At 43.7% G+C, this 16,969-nt stretch carries 18 protein-coding genes; 4 read left to right on the top strand and 14 right to left on the bottom strand.

The window, feature by feature from the left end:
- Nucleotides 1–25: 25 nt before the first annotated feature.
- The 3 genes from flgD to flgB are packed head-to-tail and all read right to left on the bottom strand — an operon-like array spanning nucleotide 26 to nucleotide 1,563.
- Complete coding sequence (flgD, locus tag EAE89_RS19825; protein WP_214086473.1) at nucleotides 26–727, bottom strand: flagellar hook assembly protein FlgD; 702 nt, start codon at nucleotides 725–727, stop codon at nucleotides 26–28.
- 12 nt (nucleotides 728–739) lie between these two features.
- Complete coding sequence (flgC, locus tag EAE89_RS19820; RefSeq protein WP_036849009.1) at nucleotides 740–1,144, bottom strand: flagellar basal body rod protein FlgC; 405 nt, start codon at nucleotides 1,142–1,144, stop codon at nucleotides 740–742.
- Nucleotides 1,145–1,149: 5 nt separating this feature from the next.
- Nucleotides 1,150–1,563, bottom strand: a complete 414-nt coding sequence (flgB, locus tag EAE89_RS19815; RefSeq protein ID WP_054475630.1) for a flagellar basal body rod protein FlgB — start codon at nucleotides 1,561–1,563, stop codon at nucleotides 1,150–1,152.
- A gap of 354 nt (nucleotides 1,564–1,917) precedes the next feature.
- Between flgB and flgA the strand changes: the two genes are divergently transcribed.
- From flgA to EAE89_RS19795, 4 genes are all read left to right on the top strand, one after another.
- Entirely contained in the window at nucleotides 1,918–2,577 is a 660-nt protein-coding gene (gene flgA, locus EAE89_RS19810) for a flagellar basal body P-ring formation chaperone FlgA (protein ID WP_054475632.1), read from the top strand.
- A 125-nt stretch (nucleotides 2,578–2,702) separates the two neighbouring features.
- A complete protein-coding gene (gene flgM / locus EAE89_RS19805) occupies nucleotides 2,703–3,005 on the top strand; it encodes a flagellar biosynthesis anti-sigma factor FlgM (RefSeq protein WP_054475634.1) in 303 nt (100 codons plus the stop codon).
- Between the two features lie 11 nt (nucleotides 3,006–3,016).
- Nucleotides 3,017–3,457: a flagella synthesis protein FlgN gene (locus tag EAE89_RS19800; RefSeq protein WP_054475636.1), complete on the top strand. Its 441-nt coding sequence runs from the start codon at nucleotides 3,017–3,019 to the stop codon at nucleotides 3,455–3,457.
- A gap of 341 nt (nucleotides 3,458–3,798) precedes the next feature.
- Nucleotides 3,799–4,929: a hypothetical protein gene (locus EAE89_RS19795; RefSeq protein ID WP_214086472.1), complete on the top strand. Its 1,131-nt coding sequence runs from the start codon at nucleotides 3,799–3,801 to the stop codon at nucleotides 4,927–4,929.
- A gap of 149 nt (nucleotides 4,930–5,078) precedes the next feature.
- On the opposite strand, the gene EAE89_RS19790 is transcribed toward EAE89_RS19795, so the two are convergent.
- The 11 genes from EAE89_RS19790 to EAE89_RS19740 form a co-directional block, all read right to left on the bottom strand.
- Nucleotides 5,079–6,590, bottom strand: a complete 1,512-nt coding sequence (locus EAE89_RS19790) for a hypothetical protein (protein WP_214086480.1) — start codon at nucleotides 6,588–6,590, stop codon at nucleotides 5,079–5,081.
- 57 nt (nucleotides 6,591–6,647) lie between these two features.
- Nucleotides 6,648–8,120 (bottom strand): WD40 repeat domain-containing protein, encoded by a 1,473-nt coding sequence (locus tag EAE89_RS19785; protein WP_214086479.1) that lies wholly within the window; start codon nucleotides 8,118–8,120, stop codon nucleotides 6,648–6,650.
- Nucleotides 8,121–8,171: 51 nt separating this feature from the next.
- Entirely contained in the window at nucleotides 8,172–9,677 is a 1,506-nt protein-coding gene (locus EAE89_RS19780) for a hypothetical protein (RefSeq protein WP_214086478.1), read from the bottom strand.
- 46 nt (nucleotides 9,678–9,723) lie between these two features.
- Nucleotides 9,724–10,125 (bottom strand): hypothetical protein, encoded by a 402-nt coding sequence (locus EAE89_RS19775; RefSeq protein WP_214086471.1) that lies wholly within the window; start codon nucleotides 10,123–10,125, stop codon nucleotides 9,724–9,726.
- A gap of 18 nt (nucleotides 10,126–10,143) precedes the next feature.
- A complete protein-coding gene (locus EAE89_RS19770; protein ID WP_214086470.1) occupies nucleotides 10,144–11,718 on the bottom strand; it encodes a WD40 repeat domain-containing protein in 1,575 nt (524 codons plus the stop codon).
- Between the two features lie 117 nt (nucleotides 11,719–11,835).
- A complete protein-coding gene (locus EAE89_RS19765) occupies nucleotides 11,836–12,342 on the bottom strand; it encodes a hypothetical protein (RefSeq protein ID WP_214086469.1) in 507 nt (168 codons plus the stop codon).
- A gap of 972 nt (nucleotides 12,343–13,314) precedes the next feature.
- Nucleotides 13,315–13,734 (bottom strand): hypothetical protein, encoded by a 420-nt coding sequence (locus tag EAE89_RS19760; RefSeq protein WP_149616766.1) that lies wholly within the window; start codon nucleotides 13,732–13,734, stop codon nucleotides 13,315–13,317.
- A gap of 346 nt (nucleotides 13,735–14,080) precedes the next feature.
- The gene (locus EAE89_RS19755; protein WP_149616767.1) at nucleotides 14,081–14,323 is read right to left on the bottom strand and encodes an Imm63 family immunity protein; all 243 of its coding nucleotides are present in this window, start codon (nucleotides 14,321–14,323) and stop codon (nucleotides 14,081–14,083) included.
- A 51-nt stretch (nucleotides 14,324–14,374) separates the two neighbouring features.
- A complete protein-coding gene (locus EAE89_RS24195; protein WP_214086468.1) occupies nucleotides 14,375–15,190 on the bottom strand; it encodes a glycohydrolase toxin TNT-related protein in 816 nt (271 codons plus the stop codon).
- Nucleotides 15,191–15,411: 221 nt separating this feature from the next.
- Nucleotides 15,412–15,963, bottom strand: a complete 552-nt coding sequence (locus tag EAE89_RS19745) for an immunity 42 family protein (protein WP_188093352.1) — start codon at nucleotides 15,961–15,963, stop codon at nucleotides 15,412–15,414.
- A 2-nt stretch (nucleotides 15,964–15,965) separates the two neighbouring features.
- Nucleotides 15,966–16,969, bottom strand: a 1,004-nt coding sequence (locus EAE89_RS19740) for a VENN motif pre-toxin domain-containing protein (protein ID WP_214086467.1), incomplete at its 5' end; no start/stop codon positions are given.

Below are 16,969 nucleotides of genomic sequence, written 5' to 3'. Positions count from 1 at the left end.
TACTCTCCGTTAAAATGCTTGTTTGTTAAAGAATCTGACGTATCTGATCCATAGTGACGGCACCGTTCTTCCATCCTAAATCCAACCTGGCGCCGTCCGCGTCACGCGTAATACCCTTAACAGTCGCGGACCTTAGTGGCTGAGATACTCGCAGCTCACCTTTATCGCTAGCTTCAATGGTGATTGTATAAGCGCCAGCCCCAGCTTTAGCACCATCTTCTTTTATACCGTCCCAAGGGAAACTATGAACACCCGCTCCTAACGGACCGATATCAATTTGGCGTACAACTACGCCTTGCTTATCAGTAATGGTGACTTTCACACTATCTGCCGGTCTTTCCAGCTCAATACCAAATGATGTCGTACTGATGCCGCCATTTTGTTCGTTTGGACCAACCAGAATGGTATTCCCTGGGATCATAATGTCCCGTCCAATCAGAGCCGATGCCTGTAAAGACTGACTATTATTCATCTGACCAACAATAGACCCGACTGTGGTATTCAGCTTTTCGATCCCCTCTAGCATGTTGATCTGCGCTAAATGGGACGTTAGCTCATTGTTCTGCATCGGGTTAGTGGGGTCTTGGTTTTTTACTTGCGCGAGCAGCAATTGCATAAAATTGCTATTCAGCTCTTGACTGTTCTTCTTGTTTGTCTTGCTGCTCTGGGCTAACTCCCTGACCGTAGTGTTATCCTGAAATCCGTTTATTGAACTGGTAATTGCCATGAGTTGCTCCTGTTACTGACCTAACGTTAATGTTTTCAGCATTATCGATTTAGTCGTATTAAGCACTTCAACGTTAGCTTGATAACTACGGGAAGCCGAAATGGTGTTAATCATTTCTCCGACTACATCAACGTTTGGCATTCGTACATAACCCTTTTCATCGGCCAACGGGTGCCCCGGCTGATACTCAAGGCGGAAAGGGGTTGGATCATCAACAATTTCACTGACTCTGACACCACCCGTTTCTTGTCCCGCCGGTGCAGCAACACGAAAAACAACCTGTTTAGCCCGATATGGCTGACCATCAGGCCCCGAAACACTATCGGCATTCGCCATATTACTGGCACTGACATTTAACCTTTGGGATTGAGCGGATAATGCCGAACCGGCAATATCAAAAACACTGAGTAAAGACATGGCCTTTATCCTTGCTGTAAAACTGACATCATGCTTTTAACCTGAGAGCTGGTCGCCGTCAGCTCGGCCTGATATTTCAGGCTGTTATCCATAAAATTACTGCGTTCCATATCCATATCTACCGTGTTGCCATCCATTGCTGGTTGATAAGGCACGCGATACAGCAAATCCATCTCCATTCTCTTCTGAGGCTGAATGGGAATATGCCGATCGGATGTCAGCGTCAGCCCGATCCCGTTCCCGGTGACCCGACCGTGCGCAATGGTTTTTTTCAGTTGTGCGGCGAAATCAATATCCCGTGCCTGATAGCCAGGCGTATCCGCATTGGCGATATTAGCGGACAATATTTCCTGCCGCCGTGCTCGCAATGACAAGGCTTCCTGCTGAAAATGAAAGGCTGCATCTAATTTATCGAGCATATTCCTCCCTCTGATGTGACTTACCTGTGTTGTGAATCTTAATATCCCCTTCATCCTTCAAGTTGCTGCTTTGTTGGCTGCACTCACTCACCCCAGTCACATAGTTCTCTATGCTCCCGGGATTCGCTCCCTTGCCGTCGCGATCCATCTTGAAATCTTTGGGTATAGCGCCTTTCGCGATCGCGAAATTCGCAGTAAACAGAATAAACGCAGAAGGAAAAGCCTATCGGATGAATAGACGCTAATTGAATTGCTATTTATCCCATTAACTGACGTTCAATACAGATACACTGTGCGCCATTAAGCGATAGCAGATTTATTGACTTTATCGACAGAAATAATGAGAGCGAGAAGATGCAAGCTATAAAGATTATCGGGCTGTTCGCATTTTTCTTTATTATGCCGATGGCATGGGGCAATCCTTTACCTCAGGCTATAACGCATTATTTCCAACAGATACACCGGGGTAATCACCATAACGTTTCTGTTGAAATCAGAACGCCGGAACCGCAATGGCCTCAATGTGAATTGCCAGAAATTCAGCCACCGATTGGTGGTCAAAACTGGGGAAATATCTCTTTACCGGTCGTCTGTCATCAACAACGCAAATTTATTCAAGTCGCTGTCAGTGTCACAGGAAACTATCTGGTTACCCGTCGCGCCCTCTCACGTAATGATGTTTTATCTGAGAAAGATATTCAGGTCAGAAGCGGATTACTGGAAAAACTACCCCATGATCTGATTTTTAACAAAAATGAAATAAAAAACAGCGTTGCTGTGCGCAACATCCCGGTTGGGCAGGTTCTCACGCGCAACATGTTACGCCGCCCGTGGGCAGTGCGGTCAGGTCAAAACGTAGTGGTCATCGTACAAGGAGATGGCTTTCAGATACGGAACGAAGGGAAAGCTATTAATAATGCCGCTACTTCTGATAAAGTCAGAGTTCGAATGAATTCAGGGCACGTTATAACCGGCCAGGCATTAGAAAACGGCAGTGTAAAAATCATGTTATAAGTTACTAAAGTTTTCTTTTACTGTGCCGATATAACCAGCAGAGCACGATTTGCAGGTATGCCAATGGCATGTAACCTGCTCCGATCCATAGGTAAACCTATGCCTGGCCATAAAGGATAATAATTATGAGTATCGAACGCACTCAACCCTTATTAGCTATCGCCGCTGTTCAACAGCGACCGACTAATGAAAGCGCCCAAGGCACCCGCAAAACCTCCGGCGTTACTTTACAAAGCAGTGATGCACAAGTAAAACTGAGCGAAGCACAAACAAAACTGGTTCAACCAAGCAGCCAGGATATTAATATCCAAAAGGTGCAAAAGTTGAAAGAAGCTCTTGCTCAAGGAACCTTAAAAATGAACAGCGGTAAAATCGCAGATGCTCTGCTCAAAGAAGCCGCCGAGAATTTTCAGCATTATAAGAAATAGTTAAACTTGTTATGGAAGAACTGCAACAATTACTCGAACAGCAAGTGATTCATTTAACCTCGCTGACCCAAATAATGACGGAAGAGCAACGTATTCTGTGCGAGGGTTTTATTGAAGCACGAGATTTGCACCGGGTAACAGAACGAAAAAATTTCCTGTTGTCCGCGCTTAGCCATTCAGAACAACAGCGTCTTAATTTAGGCAAAACGCTAAACGTCATTGCACCTTATGATAAGCAACCTATACTTGCCACATTATGGCAGCAGATTGGCAAAGCAATTATCCGGGTTCGTGATTTAAACATGCATAACAGTTCATTGTTAACCCAGCATCTTGATTTAAATAGTAAAGCCATTGCTTTCCTAAAAAGTCATCATAGCCCCTCTCTTTACGGTTCAGACGGCCAAGCTGCCCGTCACAGCATGCTTTCCGGCCACAAAGTTCAGGTTTGATTCAGTGCATTACCGCCTATTGCGGTAGTGCCGTTTTTTATTGCTTTGATAGTATTTGTAAGCATCACCTTCCTGTTCAACCCAAACTTCGTAGCTACTCACGGAGTCCTCAAGCATGAATAATTCAAACGAAATATACGGTGAAATAGTTGTTGTAATCAGGGAAGAACGGATTAGCAAAAATCACCGTTTGTAAGCCAACATAACAATTGCGCAACGATAACGTTTTGCATGTTGCAAAAATATACTGCAATATAGGAATAAGCAACAACGGGTAATTATCAAAATTAACAGCGAGAACATCCTTCATTTCATTGCTCTATCTTGGGAATAACATATTGATGCACAAGAAACTAAAAAAAAGAAAATCGAGCGGACAACAGATACCAAAAACGCCTCAGCAACAATTCAAAGCTTACTGGACGTCCATCGAAAAATACCAGTTGAAGATCGCCAAGTTACAACAGCAACAAGACGAATTGTTTATGCGTTTTCAACAGGAAGTCTTACCGATAGAGCATCAATATATGCAGTCCAGATATGATAAAGCGGCCAGGTTGCTTTCATTTGCCGATAAAAAATCGCTGGGAAAAAACCAACGCAGAGAATTATTTTTCTGGATAGAAGAAGAGCTTGCTGAGTTATGTACTTACCCCTTTAATGAAAACCTTGATCTCAATAAGTTGACCGATCACTTTTCCGATCTTAATGCGTTGAAAGAAGAGGAAGTTCCAACACCAGAACAGATGGCTGATATCCGGCAGACGCTGGATGAATATTTTGATTTTAATGAAGAAATATCTGATGAAGAATTACTTGAGATGATGAAAAGCCCTGAAAAAATGCGTGCCACCATAGAACAGCATTTTCAACGGGAATCAGAACGTTTCTACGATGAATATGATGCAGAAGACACCCTTGACTTTGACCCTGCGGAAGAAGACCAGAAAAAACTGGATTCTTTGTTTAAATCGCAGGAATTGAGCCAAATGTATAGAAAAATAGCCAAGGTACTGCATCCAGATCGTGAACAGGATTTAGATGAGAAAAAGAAAAAAAACCAATTGATGGTACAGTTATCACAAGCCAAGAAAGATAATGATGTCTGGACGATAATAAACATGTACCACAAGTACATTGATCCAACTTTCAGTTTTAACAGTCGGGATATATCCGACATCAATAAATTGCTCAAAGCACGTATAGACATATTAGCCAATGAGCTTAATCAGCTAAAAAAATCTGATTCGTTACCGGGCATGATTTGGCGCACTCTGGGAGGCAATACATCGAAAGTAATAGAGAATAACCTCCGAGAACATTGCAAAAAATTGCGACAAAATATAGAAAACGAAATCCAACTGCGCGAAAACCTACGCTCACTGGCTGTACTAAAAAGCTACCTTGCAGAACGACGTGATGTCTTAGAATTTGAACAAGAAATGATTGACTATTTTTTCAAACAATATTGAATTTGCTGAGTCTGACATAAATTTCAGCGGCTTACTTATATAGTTTACCGACCATTAGCCACGCACTGTGTCAGTGTATCACCACCCATTGTGGTAGTCCCATTTCCTTGTAATATATACAAAAAATGGGGCTATCCTAGATTAGACCATCATTTGATATTCTCAAAAACATAAACTGCACCGGCTTGGGGTTGAGAATCGACACTTTCTGAATCTGCACCAACGGCCAAACTCGTCCCCGCCTTATTCAAGCCGACAGCCTTACCAAAACCATTTAAGTTGTCTGAATTGCCTGAAGGGTCCAAAATCTCCGTAGGTGTTTCCATATTCCACTTATCATTCAGACAGGTATACACATACACCCTGGCAGCCGCACCCACTGCCAGACGATCCCCCGCAGCATTCAGTTCGAGAGAACGGCCAAAATCTGTTACGTCACCACTTGCAGGAGCTGAAAACTTAATGGGATTTTCGCTATCCCAGATCCCATTTGTGCGCGTATACAGATAAACCTTTCCATTAATAATGGGGAAATAATCACGCACCTCCCCCACCGCCAGACGATCTCCCTCTGCATTCAGGCTAAAAACCTTGCCAAAAAGGGATGAGTTGCCTTCAGGGAGCTTGAGCTTAATAGGGTTTTCGCTATCCCAGATCCCATGCGTGCGTGTATACACATAAATCACGCCGCTTCCAGAAGAAGTATATCCTCCAAACACTGCCAGACAGTTTCCCGCAGCACTAAGGTGGGCAGCCCAACCAAATTCATAAGAACCGGAAGGGACCGGAAATTTAATGGGATTTTCTCTATCCCAGATCCCGTTCGTGCGTGTAAACATATGGAACGTAGAGGAGTATATGCCCCCAGCCACCAGACAGTCTCCTGCTGCGCTCAAGCTGACATTAATACCAAAGTAATCTCTGGCGTCCAGAGCCGGAAACCAAACGGGATTTCTTGCATCCCAGACGCCATTCGTGCATGTATATACACCAACCATCATGCTGGCATTAGCGGGCGCTCTATTTCCCAACGCCAGGCAATCTCCCACCGCATCCAGACTAACATCCCATGAAGATCCATAATAATCATTTTGATAAGGCTCAAGCACAGTAGGCGTGCTTGTATTCCACTCACCACTCTTCCGGCGCGTATATACATAGACTTTATTAATCATCCCAACCGCTAAGCAGTCCCCCGCCGCATTCATGCTAACATAATCGCCCAAGGATTCATTCTTCTTGGGGGAGGGAGAAACAATACGCGTCATCATGGCGCGTTTCAAACCCAACACCTGCGTAATCTCCATCCGCTCCCGCCGCGATAAACTGAAAAAATCCGCAAACTGAACCTGCTGATCGGCACCCAATTTCAGATACCCTCCTCCATCAAAAGAGAGTCCACCTTCTGGTTTCAATGATAGCGCCAAAGCCCCTTGTTCAAGGTTTAACCCACCAGAATGGTGAGTGTTGAGGGCCAGTTTTCCTTTACCATCCCGTTTCAACCCTGCGGCCAGGCCATCACCCTGAGCGCCATCAATGATTTCATATGCCTTATATGCTTCATCAATCAAATGGGAAAAAGCTTCCGGCATGAGCCGCACACCAGATTTAAAACTCGCTTTCAATGAGTCAACAGTACTCATTTCTTTATCAGCCATAATATTTTCTCAAAAGCCGTATGAGACAGTCACTGCCATCTGCCATCCGTTCTCTGTCTTCTATTTGACATCCTCAAAAACATAAACCGCACCAGCTCTGGACTTAGAATCGACACTTTCTGACGTTGCCCCAACAACCAAACTCGTTCCCGCCTTATTCAGGCCGACAGACCCACCAAAACCATTTAAATTGTCTGAATTGCCTGAAGGGTTCAAAATCTCCATAGGTGTTTCCATATTCCACTTATTATTCAGACAGGTATACACATACACCCTGGCAGCCGCCCCCACTGCCAGACGATCCCCCGCATCATTCAGTTCGAGAGAGCGACCAAAATCTGTTACGTCACTTGCAGGAACCGAAAACTTAATAGGATTTTCGCTATCCCAGATCCCATTTGTGCGCGTATACAGATAAACCTTTCCATTAATAATGGGGGAATACTCATTCGCCCCCACCGCCAGACGATCTCCCTCTGCATTCAGGCTAAAAACCGTGCCAAAACGGGATGAGCTATCTTTAGGTGCCTTGAGCTGAATGGGGTTTTCTCTATCCCAGATCCCATTCGTGCGGGTATACACATAAATCGTGCCTCTTTCTCCAAACACTGCCAGACAGTTTCCCGTAGCACTCAGGCGGGCAACCCTGCCAAACTCAGAAGAATCCGAAAGGTTCGGAAACTTAATGGGATTTTTTGTATCCCAGATCCCGTTCGTGCGTGTAAACAAATGGATCGTAGAGAGGTATCCGTTCGCAACCACCACCACTAGACAGTCTCCTGCCGCGCTCAAGCTGACATTCTCACTAAGGTATTGACCGGTACCCGGAAACCAAATGGGATTTCTCGTATCCCAGACGCCATTCGTACGCGTATATACCCAAGCCATCTGGCTTCCCAACGCCAAGCAATCTCCCATCGCATCCAGACTGACATTCAATCCATAGCCCGATATACTACCGCTAGCATATTCAAACACAACAGTAGGCGTGCTTGTATTCCATTCACCGCTCTTCCGGCGCGTATATACACAGGCTTTATTAATCATCCCAACCGCTAAGCAGTCTCCCGCCGCGTTCAGGCTAACAGAGAGACCAAAGGACTCCCACTCTTTGGGGAAGGGAGAAACAATTCGCGTTATCATGGCACGTTTCAAACCCAGCACCTGCGTGATCTCCATCCGCTCCCGCCGCGATAAACTGAAAAAATCCGTGAACTGAACCTGCCGATCGGCATCCAATTTCAGATACCCTCCCCCGTCAAAAGAGAGTCCACCTTCTGGCTTCAAGGATAGCGCCAAAGCTCCTTGTTCAGGGTTTAACCCGCCAGAATGGTGAGCGTTGAGGGCCAGTTTTCCTTTGCCATCCCGTTTCAGCCCCGCGGTCGGGCCATCATCCTGAGCTCCATCAATGATTTCATATACCTGATATGACTCATCAATCAAATGGGAAAAGGCTTCCGGCATCAGCCGAACACCAGACTTAAAACTCGCTTTCAATGAATCAACAGTACTCATTTCTTTATCAGTCATAATATGTCCTCAAAAGCCGTAGTTAGACAGTCACCGTCACTTGTTCTCTGTCCTCTATTTGACATTCTCAAAGATATAGACTGCACCGGCTTCAAGCGCAGAATCAACCTTGGTTGAAACTGCACCAACCGCCAAATTCGTTCCTAACTTATTCAGACTAACAGCCTTACCAAAACCATTTAAATTGTCTGAATTGCCTGAGGGGTCCAAAATCTCCATAGGTGTTTCCATATTCCACTTATCATTCAGACAGGTATACACATACACTCTGGAAGCCGCCCCCACTGCCAGACGGTTTCCCGCATCATTCAGTTTGATAGCTCTGCCAAAATACGTTACATCACTTGCAGGAGCCGAAAACTTAATGGGATTTTCTGTATCCCAGGTCCCATTCGTGCGCGTATACAGATAAACCTTCCCATTCATAATGGGTAAATCATCATCCGCCCCCACCACCAGACGATCTCCCTCTGCATTCAGGCTAAGAACCTTGCCAAAACTGGATGAGCTATCTTCAGGGGGCTTGAACTTAATGGGGCGTTCATCCCAGGTCCCATTCGTGCGGGTATACACATAAACCGTGTTTCTTTCAGGTTTATAAGAATCATCGACAGCATGCACCGCCAGACAGTTTCCCGAGGCACTCAGACAAATCGTGACCATCTCGTTACCAGAATTAAAAAAACCAAGCTTAATGGGATTTTTTGTATCCCAGATCCCATTCGTGCGGGTATACACATCGAACGTATAGGTGTTCCCCCCCACCGCCAGACAGTCTCCTGCGGCGCTCAAGCTGACATACACACCACCAAAGAATTTATGTTGATCTTCCATCGGAAACACAATAGGACTTTTTGTACCCCAGACGCCATTCGTGCGCGTATACACACAAACCTGCATTCGGTTAGTATTAGTGAAGTATCCCACTGCCAGATTATCTCCCTTCGCATCCAGACTAACATTCCATGCAGCACTACGATACTTACCTCCATCAGCCTCAAACACAATGGGCGTGCTTGTATTCCAATCCCCCCTCTTCCGGTACGTATACAAATAGAGCACTTTCCCCATCCCAACCACTAAGCAATCTCCCGCCGCGTTGAGGCTAACAGAAGTGCCAAAGCGTTCATTCTCTTTAGGGGAAGGAGAAACAATACGCGTCATCATGGTGCCACGTTTCAAATCCAACAACTGCGCGATCTCCATCCGCTCTTGCCGCGATAAACTGAAAAAATCCGCAAACTGAACCTGCCGATCGGCGTCCAATTTTAGACGCCTCCCTCCATCAAAAGAGAATCCACCTTCTGGCTTCAGTGATAGGGCCAAAGCCCCTCGTTCAAGGTTCAACCCGCCAGAATAGTCAGTGTTGAGGGCCAGTTTTCCTTTGTCATCTCGTTTCAGCCCTGCGGTCGGGCCATCCCGCTTATCACCATCAATGATTTCATATGCCTTATATGCCTCATCAATCAAATGAGAAAATGCTTCAGGCATGGGCGGAACACCAGACTTAAAACTCGCTTTCAATGAGTCAACAGTACCCATTTCTTTATCAGTCATAATATGTCCTCAAAAGCCGTATTAGACAGTCACCGTCATCTATTCTCTGTCATCTGTTTTCTGCCTCAGCATTCAATAACAACTTGGCAATTTGTTTCCGCGTCTCCTCAGGAAGCAATTTAAAAGCTTGGGCTGAAACCGCTACAGTCCCATCCACCGACAGCACCCCAGATTTATCTAACATCAATCCCCCATCGAGCTGTAGCTTTAACGCAAGCCCTTTCGGTTCCAACGAGATGCCATCACCAATCTTAACCGCCAAACGGTTGTCGATAACCTGCAACCCAACTCCCGGATGATAAGTTTGATCACTATCCCGCCAACCAAAAAGCTGTCGCCACAACGTAGCCCAATCAATCAGTGAATAAAATGCCGCCTCAGTCGGGATCTTACCAGGAGCGAAGCGGGCACTAAGCTGGCTAACCGTTTCATCTGTTATTTCTTTCGCCATCGTTTTTTCCTCATTTAGCTAGTCGTAAAGGTAAACTTTTCCTTCTCCACTCTTCCAGCCACTGGCGCCAATCGCCAACGTATTACCGTTACCGCTAAGACAAACGCCGGCACCAAATTTATGGTTTGATTCCCCATCCACTGCCAGTAATTTGCCCTGCATAATCCATTGTTCGTTCTGATAGCTAAACCACCATCCTGCACCGGTTTGCACACCTGTGTTATCTTTACCAACAGGTGTTGACACCACCAGTATCTGACCGTCGCCACTCAAAGACAGTTCGCTGCCAAACCTTTCCCCGGCAGTCACCGCTTCTCTCAGTATCCCCACGGCTTGCCATGAATTACGGTAACGCTGGTACAAATAGACCGCACCAACATTGCTCTTCTCTCCCGGACACCCTACCGCCAAAATATCGCCGCTATCGTTCAGGCTGAGACTAGTCCCAAAGCCGTCACTGCTATTAAGTGAAGGAGAAGTCAGCGAATTGAGTGGCGGTCGCGGCTGCCAATATTCCCCGAGACGATGAAATATCGTCACTTCACCGTTATTACCATTACGCCCTGTTGCCGCCACTGCCAATGTTGAACCATCAGCACTCAAGCTAAGTTTACCGCCAAACATATCGCCCTGTGCCGGAGAAGATAAGTTCAGACGCTCACCAAGCTGTGACCATTTCTTCCCGTCATACTGATAAAGATACACTGCGCCGCAGTTAGTCAATAAACCCGATCTCCAGCCATAAGAACCTACTGCTAATAGTGTGCCATCAGCGCTTAGGCCCACAGCGCAACCGAAATGCTGCTGAACGTTCGCCTCACTAAGCCAAAGTTTGGCAGGTTTCTCCCACTCGCCATTTGACAATCTGCGATAAATAAACACTGAACCATGCCCGCCATCACTGTTCCGGCTATCAATGCCCACCGCGAGAACATTACCGTCTCTGCTCAGGCTGAGCGCTCTGCCGCCATAACCACTAACGTAATCAGCGAATTGCTGCCGCCAACCGTTATCGGTATAAGAAAATAGATATACAGGTTCCTTTCCTTCTGCCCCACTAAGCGCGATAGTTTTCCCATCACCGCTGACACTGACAACAGCGCCAAGGTTTTTATTGTTACCGTTGGCCGGCAAGCCAAACGCAGGCAACTGCGCCTTGCTAGCTGCCATCTCCTCAGCATGAATCAGCCAGCGGTAAAGTTCCCTTTGTTGTTCCTCCGTAAAACTCTCAAACAATTCCAGCGACAATTTAAAGTCGGGGCGTAACCCCAATTCGCCATTAATAAACTGTAAGCCACTGTTCTTATCAATATTGACAGCAATTTCACGGTCTTCTCCGATACGCACCCCATCACCGGGATTCACTAAGAGTAAATTCACCTCATCCAGATCCCGGTTAAATCCTGCCCCTGGATTATTATCGATCTGACCTGGGTCCAGCCCAGCTAAACGCCGACCTTCCGCCGCTATTTGCACCAATTGAGTATAATTTTCACTTTTCGGCATGGAATATAATTTAAACCAGGATTTAACTTCCTCTTTATCCAACAAATTATTCTCGCTGGATATAGTAGATGTCTTGTTGTGAGCCATTAATACCTCCAATGCAGAATGACAAATAAATTAACGTTGTTACACGCCGTTCTATTCTTTTATTTTCGAGATAAACAATATTTTGGCTTTATCCCTCGCTCGATGTTTCTCTTCATACTAATTGGCCGCTTTATCGGTAAATTTTGCTGAATCGTCTGGTGTAGCGGTATATTTAACTCCAAAACCAGGCATTCCTTCTCTTGGTACAAACAGCACCTCTGCGGCTTTTAGCTGCTCGTAGTCTTTCTTACGCCAGAAGAGCTCTTCATCGGCAAACTTCGCCAAATCGTCAGGTGTGGCAACATGCTTAATCCCCACCCCGCGTATTTTTTCTGCTGGTATAAATAACACCCTCTTAGCCTCCATCTGTTCGTAGGTTTTCTCATTCCAATAGCCTTCTTCATCGACAAACTTCACCAAATCATCAGGCATAGCGACATATTTAATTCCCAGACCAAGTGGAGTCTCTCCTGCTGGTGTAAACAACACCTCCGCAGTTTTCATCTGCTCATAAGTTTCTTTATTCCAGAAGAGTGCTTGATCGGCAAACTTCACCAAATCATCGGGTGTGGCAACATGTATCACGACAATATCTTCTTGATATAGCGGCGGTTCAGTGGACATAATATTCCCCCATTAATAAAGTCAGACCTTGGTATATACCTGTTATCTTTCAAGTTGCCTCTTTGTTGGCTGCACTCACTCACCCCGGTCACAGTGTTCTCTATGCTCCCGGGGATTCGCTCCCTTGCCGTCGCGATCCATCTTGAAATCTATTGGGTATAGTTAATGCTGCCCTCGAAAGACACGCTCCCAATAACACTTATTTAATATTTAATTTAACTTGACTACACTATTCGTTTTTCGCACGACACAATCAGTTATATTTAAGCATTATAGAAAAGTGAATTTTTGCCAGCCATTTAATAAGATTTTAATTACTTTTTTTTAAAAATCTCACATAAAAAAACATCATTTAGATAATATTCCACCAGTATCGCAATAACCATTAATTTAATTATATTTAGATTAATCAACTAAAAATATTATTAGAACAAACATAATAATCAATGATACGTATAAATGTTACATATTTATACAAAATTATTTCATTGCGACACAATGAGAACATTTTACTTTAATAATCAAGAAAATAACGGACACACTTAAATAACACCAGAATCATAATTATCCACATTAAATAATTCATAATTGGGAAGAGACTATAAAATAAAGAAGGGGGAGAGTTAATATATTTAAAAATTTATTAACATCCATATAAATTATCTCTTTAATTTTTCACAATATTAAATCAGACTAAAAACAACAATTAAAACTGATTTTTTTAATGAGAGTTACCTCGCGTTTTGTTTAAGATTGAAAATCTATACCAAAATCGGCAACTCTCAATTTTTCAAGACTCCGTGTCAGCGCAAATCGCGCCTAATACAGATTATACCTGTTATCTTTCAAGTTGCCTCTTTGTTGGCTACACTCACTCACCCCGGTCACATAGTTCTCTATGTTCCCGGGGATTCGCTCCCTTGCCGTCGCGATGCATCTTGAAATCTATTGGGTATAAATTAACTTAATCGATTACTTTCCAAATATTTTGGTTTTAGCTGGTATTCCATCTGAGAATTTTGTACCACTCCAGTCTATCTGATTAGGCGGTATGCCGAACTTTTTCCATGTCAAATTAACGGGTACTCCAAGTATACATGCAGCAATAAATCGATGCTGACCATCCATGATATGGGTAAGCCCTGTCCGGCTATTGTGCCAGACAACAATTGATATTGGATTTCCCTTTGTTTTGAAGCTTGCTATTTTTTCGTCAACAACTTTTTGAAAAACTTCTGCTTGAGCGGGTAGTGGTGCGGAATTCCCAATATCATATCTTCCCACAGGGCTGCCTTTTAATATTGACGTGTCATATGTGCTCTCATTTCCTTTTAGTTGAGGTCCGTTTGTTATTTTTCTTGATGTTACGGGTTTTAACATATTTTTATACATATTTAACTCTCATCCTTTTGAATTGTGTGGGGCATCAGATATTACTGAATTTTCTTTTTCCGTCATCCCATTTGGTGTATTATTTTTTATCTTTCCTTTATCATTCTTTTATCCAACATTCGACTATTTAGCCTGTCACTTATTATTTCCCGGCATGATTTTATCTATTTTCAAGCTATTCCGAAAATTTTTTAACATCAGCTATACAGACATAATATCATCATTTATGAATTTTAAATTATTGTCAGTCACTATTGTCTACGTATGGTGATCTTTCTAATATTTCCTCAATTTTTTTCTTGGCTCTTAATTCCCACTTTTTATCTAATAAACCTAACATTTCTAGCTATTTTTCAAAATAAGTTATACGAAAATCTTTATTTTCATCATTCCTATTCTTTAATTCATATTCAGATGCCATTTGGCTAGCTACACTTTCCATTATCCAATATAGCAGCTCATTTACATCTTCAGTTGTTTGCCTAAATATTTCATATCCTCTTTCAGAGTAAATAATATGATATTGATTATTATCAATAACTATATATCCAGAACCATCACCAACAGGCTCTGAATAAACTATCAACATTGATTTAGGTGCATTAATCTTAGCACCTAAAGACTCACTTTTTCCTGTATTTCATTTGTAGTTAACATTCTTTACCTCCTTTACATATCCATTTTTTATAAGCCAATCAACATTTACTCTCTCAGGGAAATTCGGCAGTATCTGAACTCCTCCTCTGGGCTGATCAAACGCTGGAGCAATTTTGCCTTGCAGTATTGGAAGTGGTTTAATTACTTCATATTCATGGTATTTTCCTGCTTTAGAACCAGGAGCCAGTGCTCGATTTTCATAAGGAACGCCTTTGGGAGACAAAAACGCTCCGTTTGCACTGCCATATCTATCCAGTCTAGTACCTACAACTAAAACATCTTCTTTCGGGGGTTCAGCAAATCCTAATTTAGGTGGCCAATTCCATTCAGTATTAGATTTTCTGAATTTATCATAGGATGAGTATCCTCCCGATTCACTATCTGTTATAGCACTATCTTTATTAAAGTTTCTTGATGTTTTTTCTAAGCTAGATGACACCTCTTGATATTTATTCAAAGACAAATACATTTTAGCTGCTGCAAACTGTATCAGCTTCGCTTCACTGGTAGGTATGCCACCGGCAACAATTTCCGCCGCCTTCTGTGGAGTCATCTTCTCATTTGACAACACGACATCCAATGGAACGCCAAAGAAGTTACCCCACGCAATAATTAGACCTTTTGCCGGGTCCTGACCATCAGGGACTTGCCCTTTTAGGTAGTGAGTTAAGGCTGCGTTGATTTCTTCGGGTGTTGCCCGAGATTGGGCCATTTTTTGAGCCAGCGACCCCGCGCCTTCAAAATGTTTAGCGCCTTCGGAACCAAACAGACTTCCCATGCTAAGGGCATTATTCTCCACAACAACGCATTCCATTGCGAACCTGACTGCCGGACTCTGATTTTCCCAATGTACTCAGTCAGTTACAACCAATTTTTCCAGTGCGGCTTTGCCGCCGAATCCAAAAACCCCCGACGCAACTTTTTAGCCTGCAAGCAACTTTTCTTAGACGTAATGAACTGCATCGTTTAAATGTCGGATGATTGTCTAACATTTGGGGTACAGTTCACATGGATGGGATTTTACTTTAGGCAGGAATAATAATTTATTGTCGAAGTGACAATGTTTTTCACTGTTTCCTTTTCTAAAATAATATCAGTAATATGTGGCTTTAGTATTTCCTCCCAATGATATCCAACATCATCATTACCATTTAAAACACTCAGTTTTGCACCTAAGATTCTTATCATACTGCCATTAGATACAGCAAAAACATAACAACAATCATTTTCTAAATTATATGTAGATGCTTGATATTTGTAAGAAGTAACAAAATCGTCTGATACTTCTTTCCCTGGTTCAGCCCGTTCAGGCAACATTGTTTTTAACATAGAGAAGTAAGCCTCTTTTTTTTCCATATTAAAAATATTATTATTTTCAACAGGTAATACCAAAGCATTCCCATCAGATAAACACAGGATATCTCCTCCTAATGTTGCTACTTTCGCACTATTTGGATACAGTTTTCCATCTATACAAAAATGAAATAAGCCATTTCTATATCCATTTTCTGTACTCCAATCAGATAAATACTCTATAAGTATGGCAAAATGATTTGGATCACCAAAAATCATAATTATCTCCATTTTCCTGGTAAACCAAGTTTCTTTTTAACGTCTGATGGAACGTCGCTCTTGCTTAATGCCGCACTTTTATCTCCTGTGCTACCGGACCAATGCCACGTACCATCATTAGTATTGGTAAATTGATGTACATTACCATCACTATCCAATGCGTATCTTTTTTTACCACTTGTAACTGAATTGCTAAACAATTCGACCGAATTCTTAGGTTCAGTCCCGGCATTACGGTGATAACCTATTTGTCCCGGAGTATGTTTAGGGTTTGATTTATACACTAATCCATTATTAGTTGTCACAGGATCAGGAACCGGTATAGCACTTCCCTTGACTCCTTTTGCTCCAGCTTTACTGGCCACTCCCGCAGACGCCGCAATTCCCGTCTGCCCCATAATCTTCACGATTTCCTGGGTGGTTTCTTCTGAGCCCCCGGTGACTTGGGCACGATGGAGCACTAAATTCCGTGATGCGTCAATATTCGACATGGCACCGCGTAAATCTGCCCATTCCCGCACTTCTGCCGGCGTGAGGGAATCCAGCCCCTGCATTCTGGCTTTTTCCTGAATTTCACTTATCCGAGCACTGTAGTCACCTTGCAATGCCCGCAACTCTTTGGCAACGGCAACGCACTGGTCAGCCCCTGAACACGTTGTTATCCTCTCTTGAACCTTGTCGTATTCCTGTCGGTATTTATCCCTAACGGCAGAACGGCAACTGCTATCACCCTGACAATTAACCAGTTCCTCACTGCGCGATTGGTTCTTCTCCACACTGAGGTGGTTGTTGTCTACTGCATTCTTCCCTGCCTGCGCCCCAGTGAGGGCGCTGGCGGTGGAGTCACCAGCAATACCGCCTGCCAATCCTGCCGCCAGGGTGGAAAGGGTGCTGATAGTTTGCTTCTGCTCCTCCGTTAACTCACTGACTTTGGCCCCATCACCGTAAAGTTGCTTAATCAGGACCTGAGCCGCCAGCTCACCCGAAGCCGCCCCGGCAGCACCCG

Source organism: Photorhabdus heterorhabditis (assembly GCF_018448905.1).
Lineage (GTDB): Bacteria > Pseudomonadota > Gammaproteobacteria > Enterobacterales > Enterobacteriaceae > Photorhabdus > Photorhabdus heterorhabditis.
Note: the sequence above shows the minus strand (reverse complement) of the source record. Positions and strands in the feature narration are given on the sequence as shown.

Coding starts and splice junctions, on each gene's coding strand:
- EAE89_RS19775 (WP_214086471.1), bottom strand. CDS start 10,125: ATGGCGAAAGAAATAACAGATGAAACGGTTAGCCAGCTTAGTGCCCGC.
- EAE89_RS19795 (WP_214086472.1), top strand. CDS start 3,799: ATGCACAAGAAACTAAAAAAAAGAAAATCGAGCGGACAACAGATACCA.
- flgB (WP_054475630.1), bottom strand. CDS start 1,563: ATGCTCGATAAATTAGATGCAGCCTTTCATTTTCAGCAGGAAGCCTTG.
- flgD (WP_214086473.1), bottom strand. CDS start 727: ATGGCAATTACCAGTTCAATAAACGGATTTCAGGATAACACTACGGTC.
- flgA (WP_054475632.1), top strand. CDS start 1,918: ATGCAAGCTATAAAGATTATCGGGCTGTTCGCATTTTTCTTTATTATG.
- EAE89_RS19770 (WP_214086470.1), bottom strand. CDS start 11,718: ATGGCTCACAACAAGACATCTACTATATCCAGCGAGAATAATTTGTTG.
- EAE89_RS19765 (WP_214086469.1), bottom strand. CDS start 12,342: ATGTCCACTGAACCGCCGCTATATCAAGAAGATATTGTCGTGATACAT.
- flgC (WP_036849009.1), bottom strand. CDS start 1,144: ATGTCTTTACTCAGTGTTTTTGATATTGCCGGTTCGGCATTATCCGCT.
- EAE89_RS19800 (WP_054475636.1), top strand. CDS start 3,017: ATGGAAGAACTGCAACAATTACTCGAACAGCAAGTGATTCATTTAACC.
- flgM (WP_054475634.1), top strand. CDS start 2,703: ATGAGTATCGAACGCACTCAACCCTTATTAGCTATCGCCGCTGTTCAA.
- EAE89_RS19760 (WP_149616766.1), bottom strand. CDS start 13,734: ATGTATAAAAATATGTTAAAACCCGTAACATCAAGAAAAATAACAAAC.
- EAE89_RS19745 (WP_188093352.1), bottom strand. CDS start 15,963: ATGATTTTTGGTGATCCAAATCATTTTGCCATACTTATAGAGTATTTA.
- EAE89_RS19755 (WP_149616767.1), bottom strand. CDS start 14,323: ATGTTGATAGTTTATTCAGAGCCTGTTGGTGATGGTTCTGGATATATA.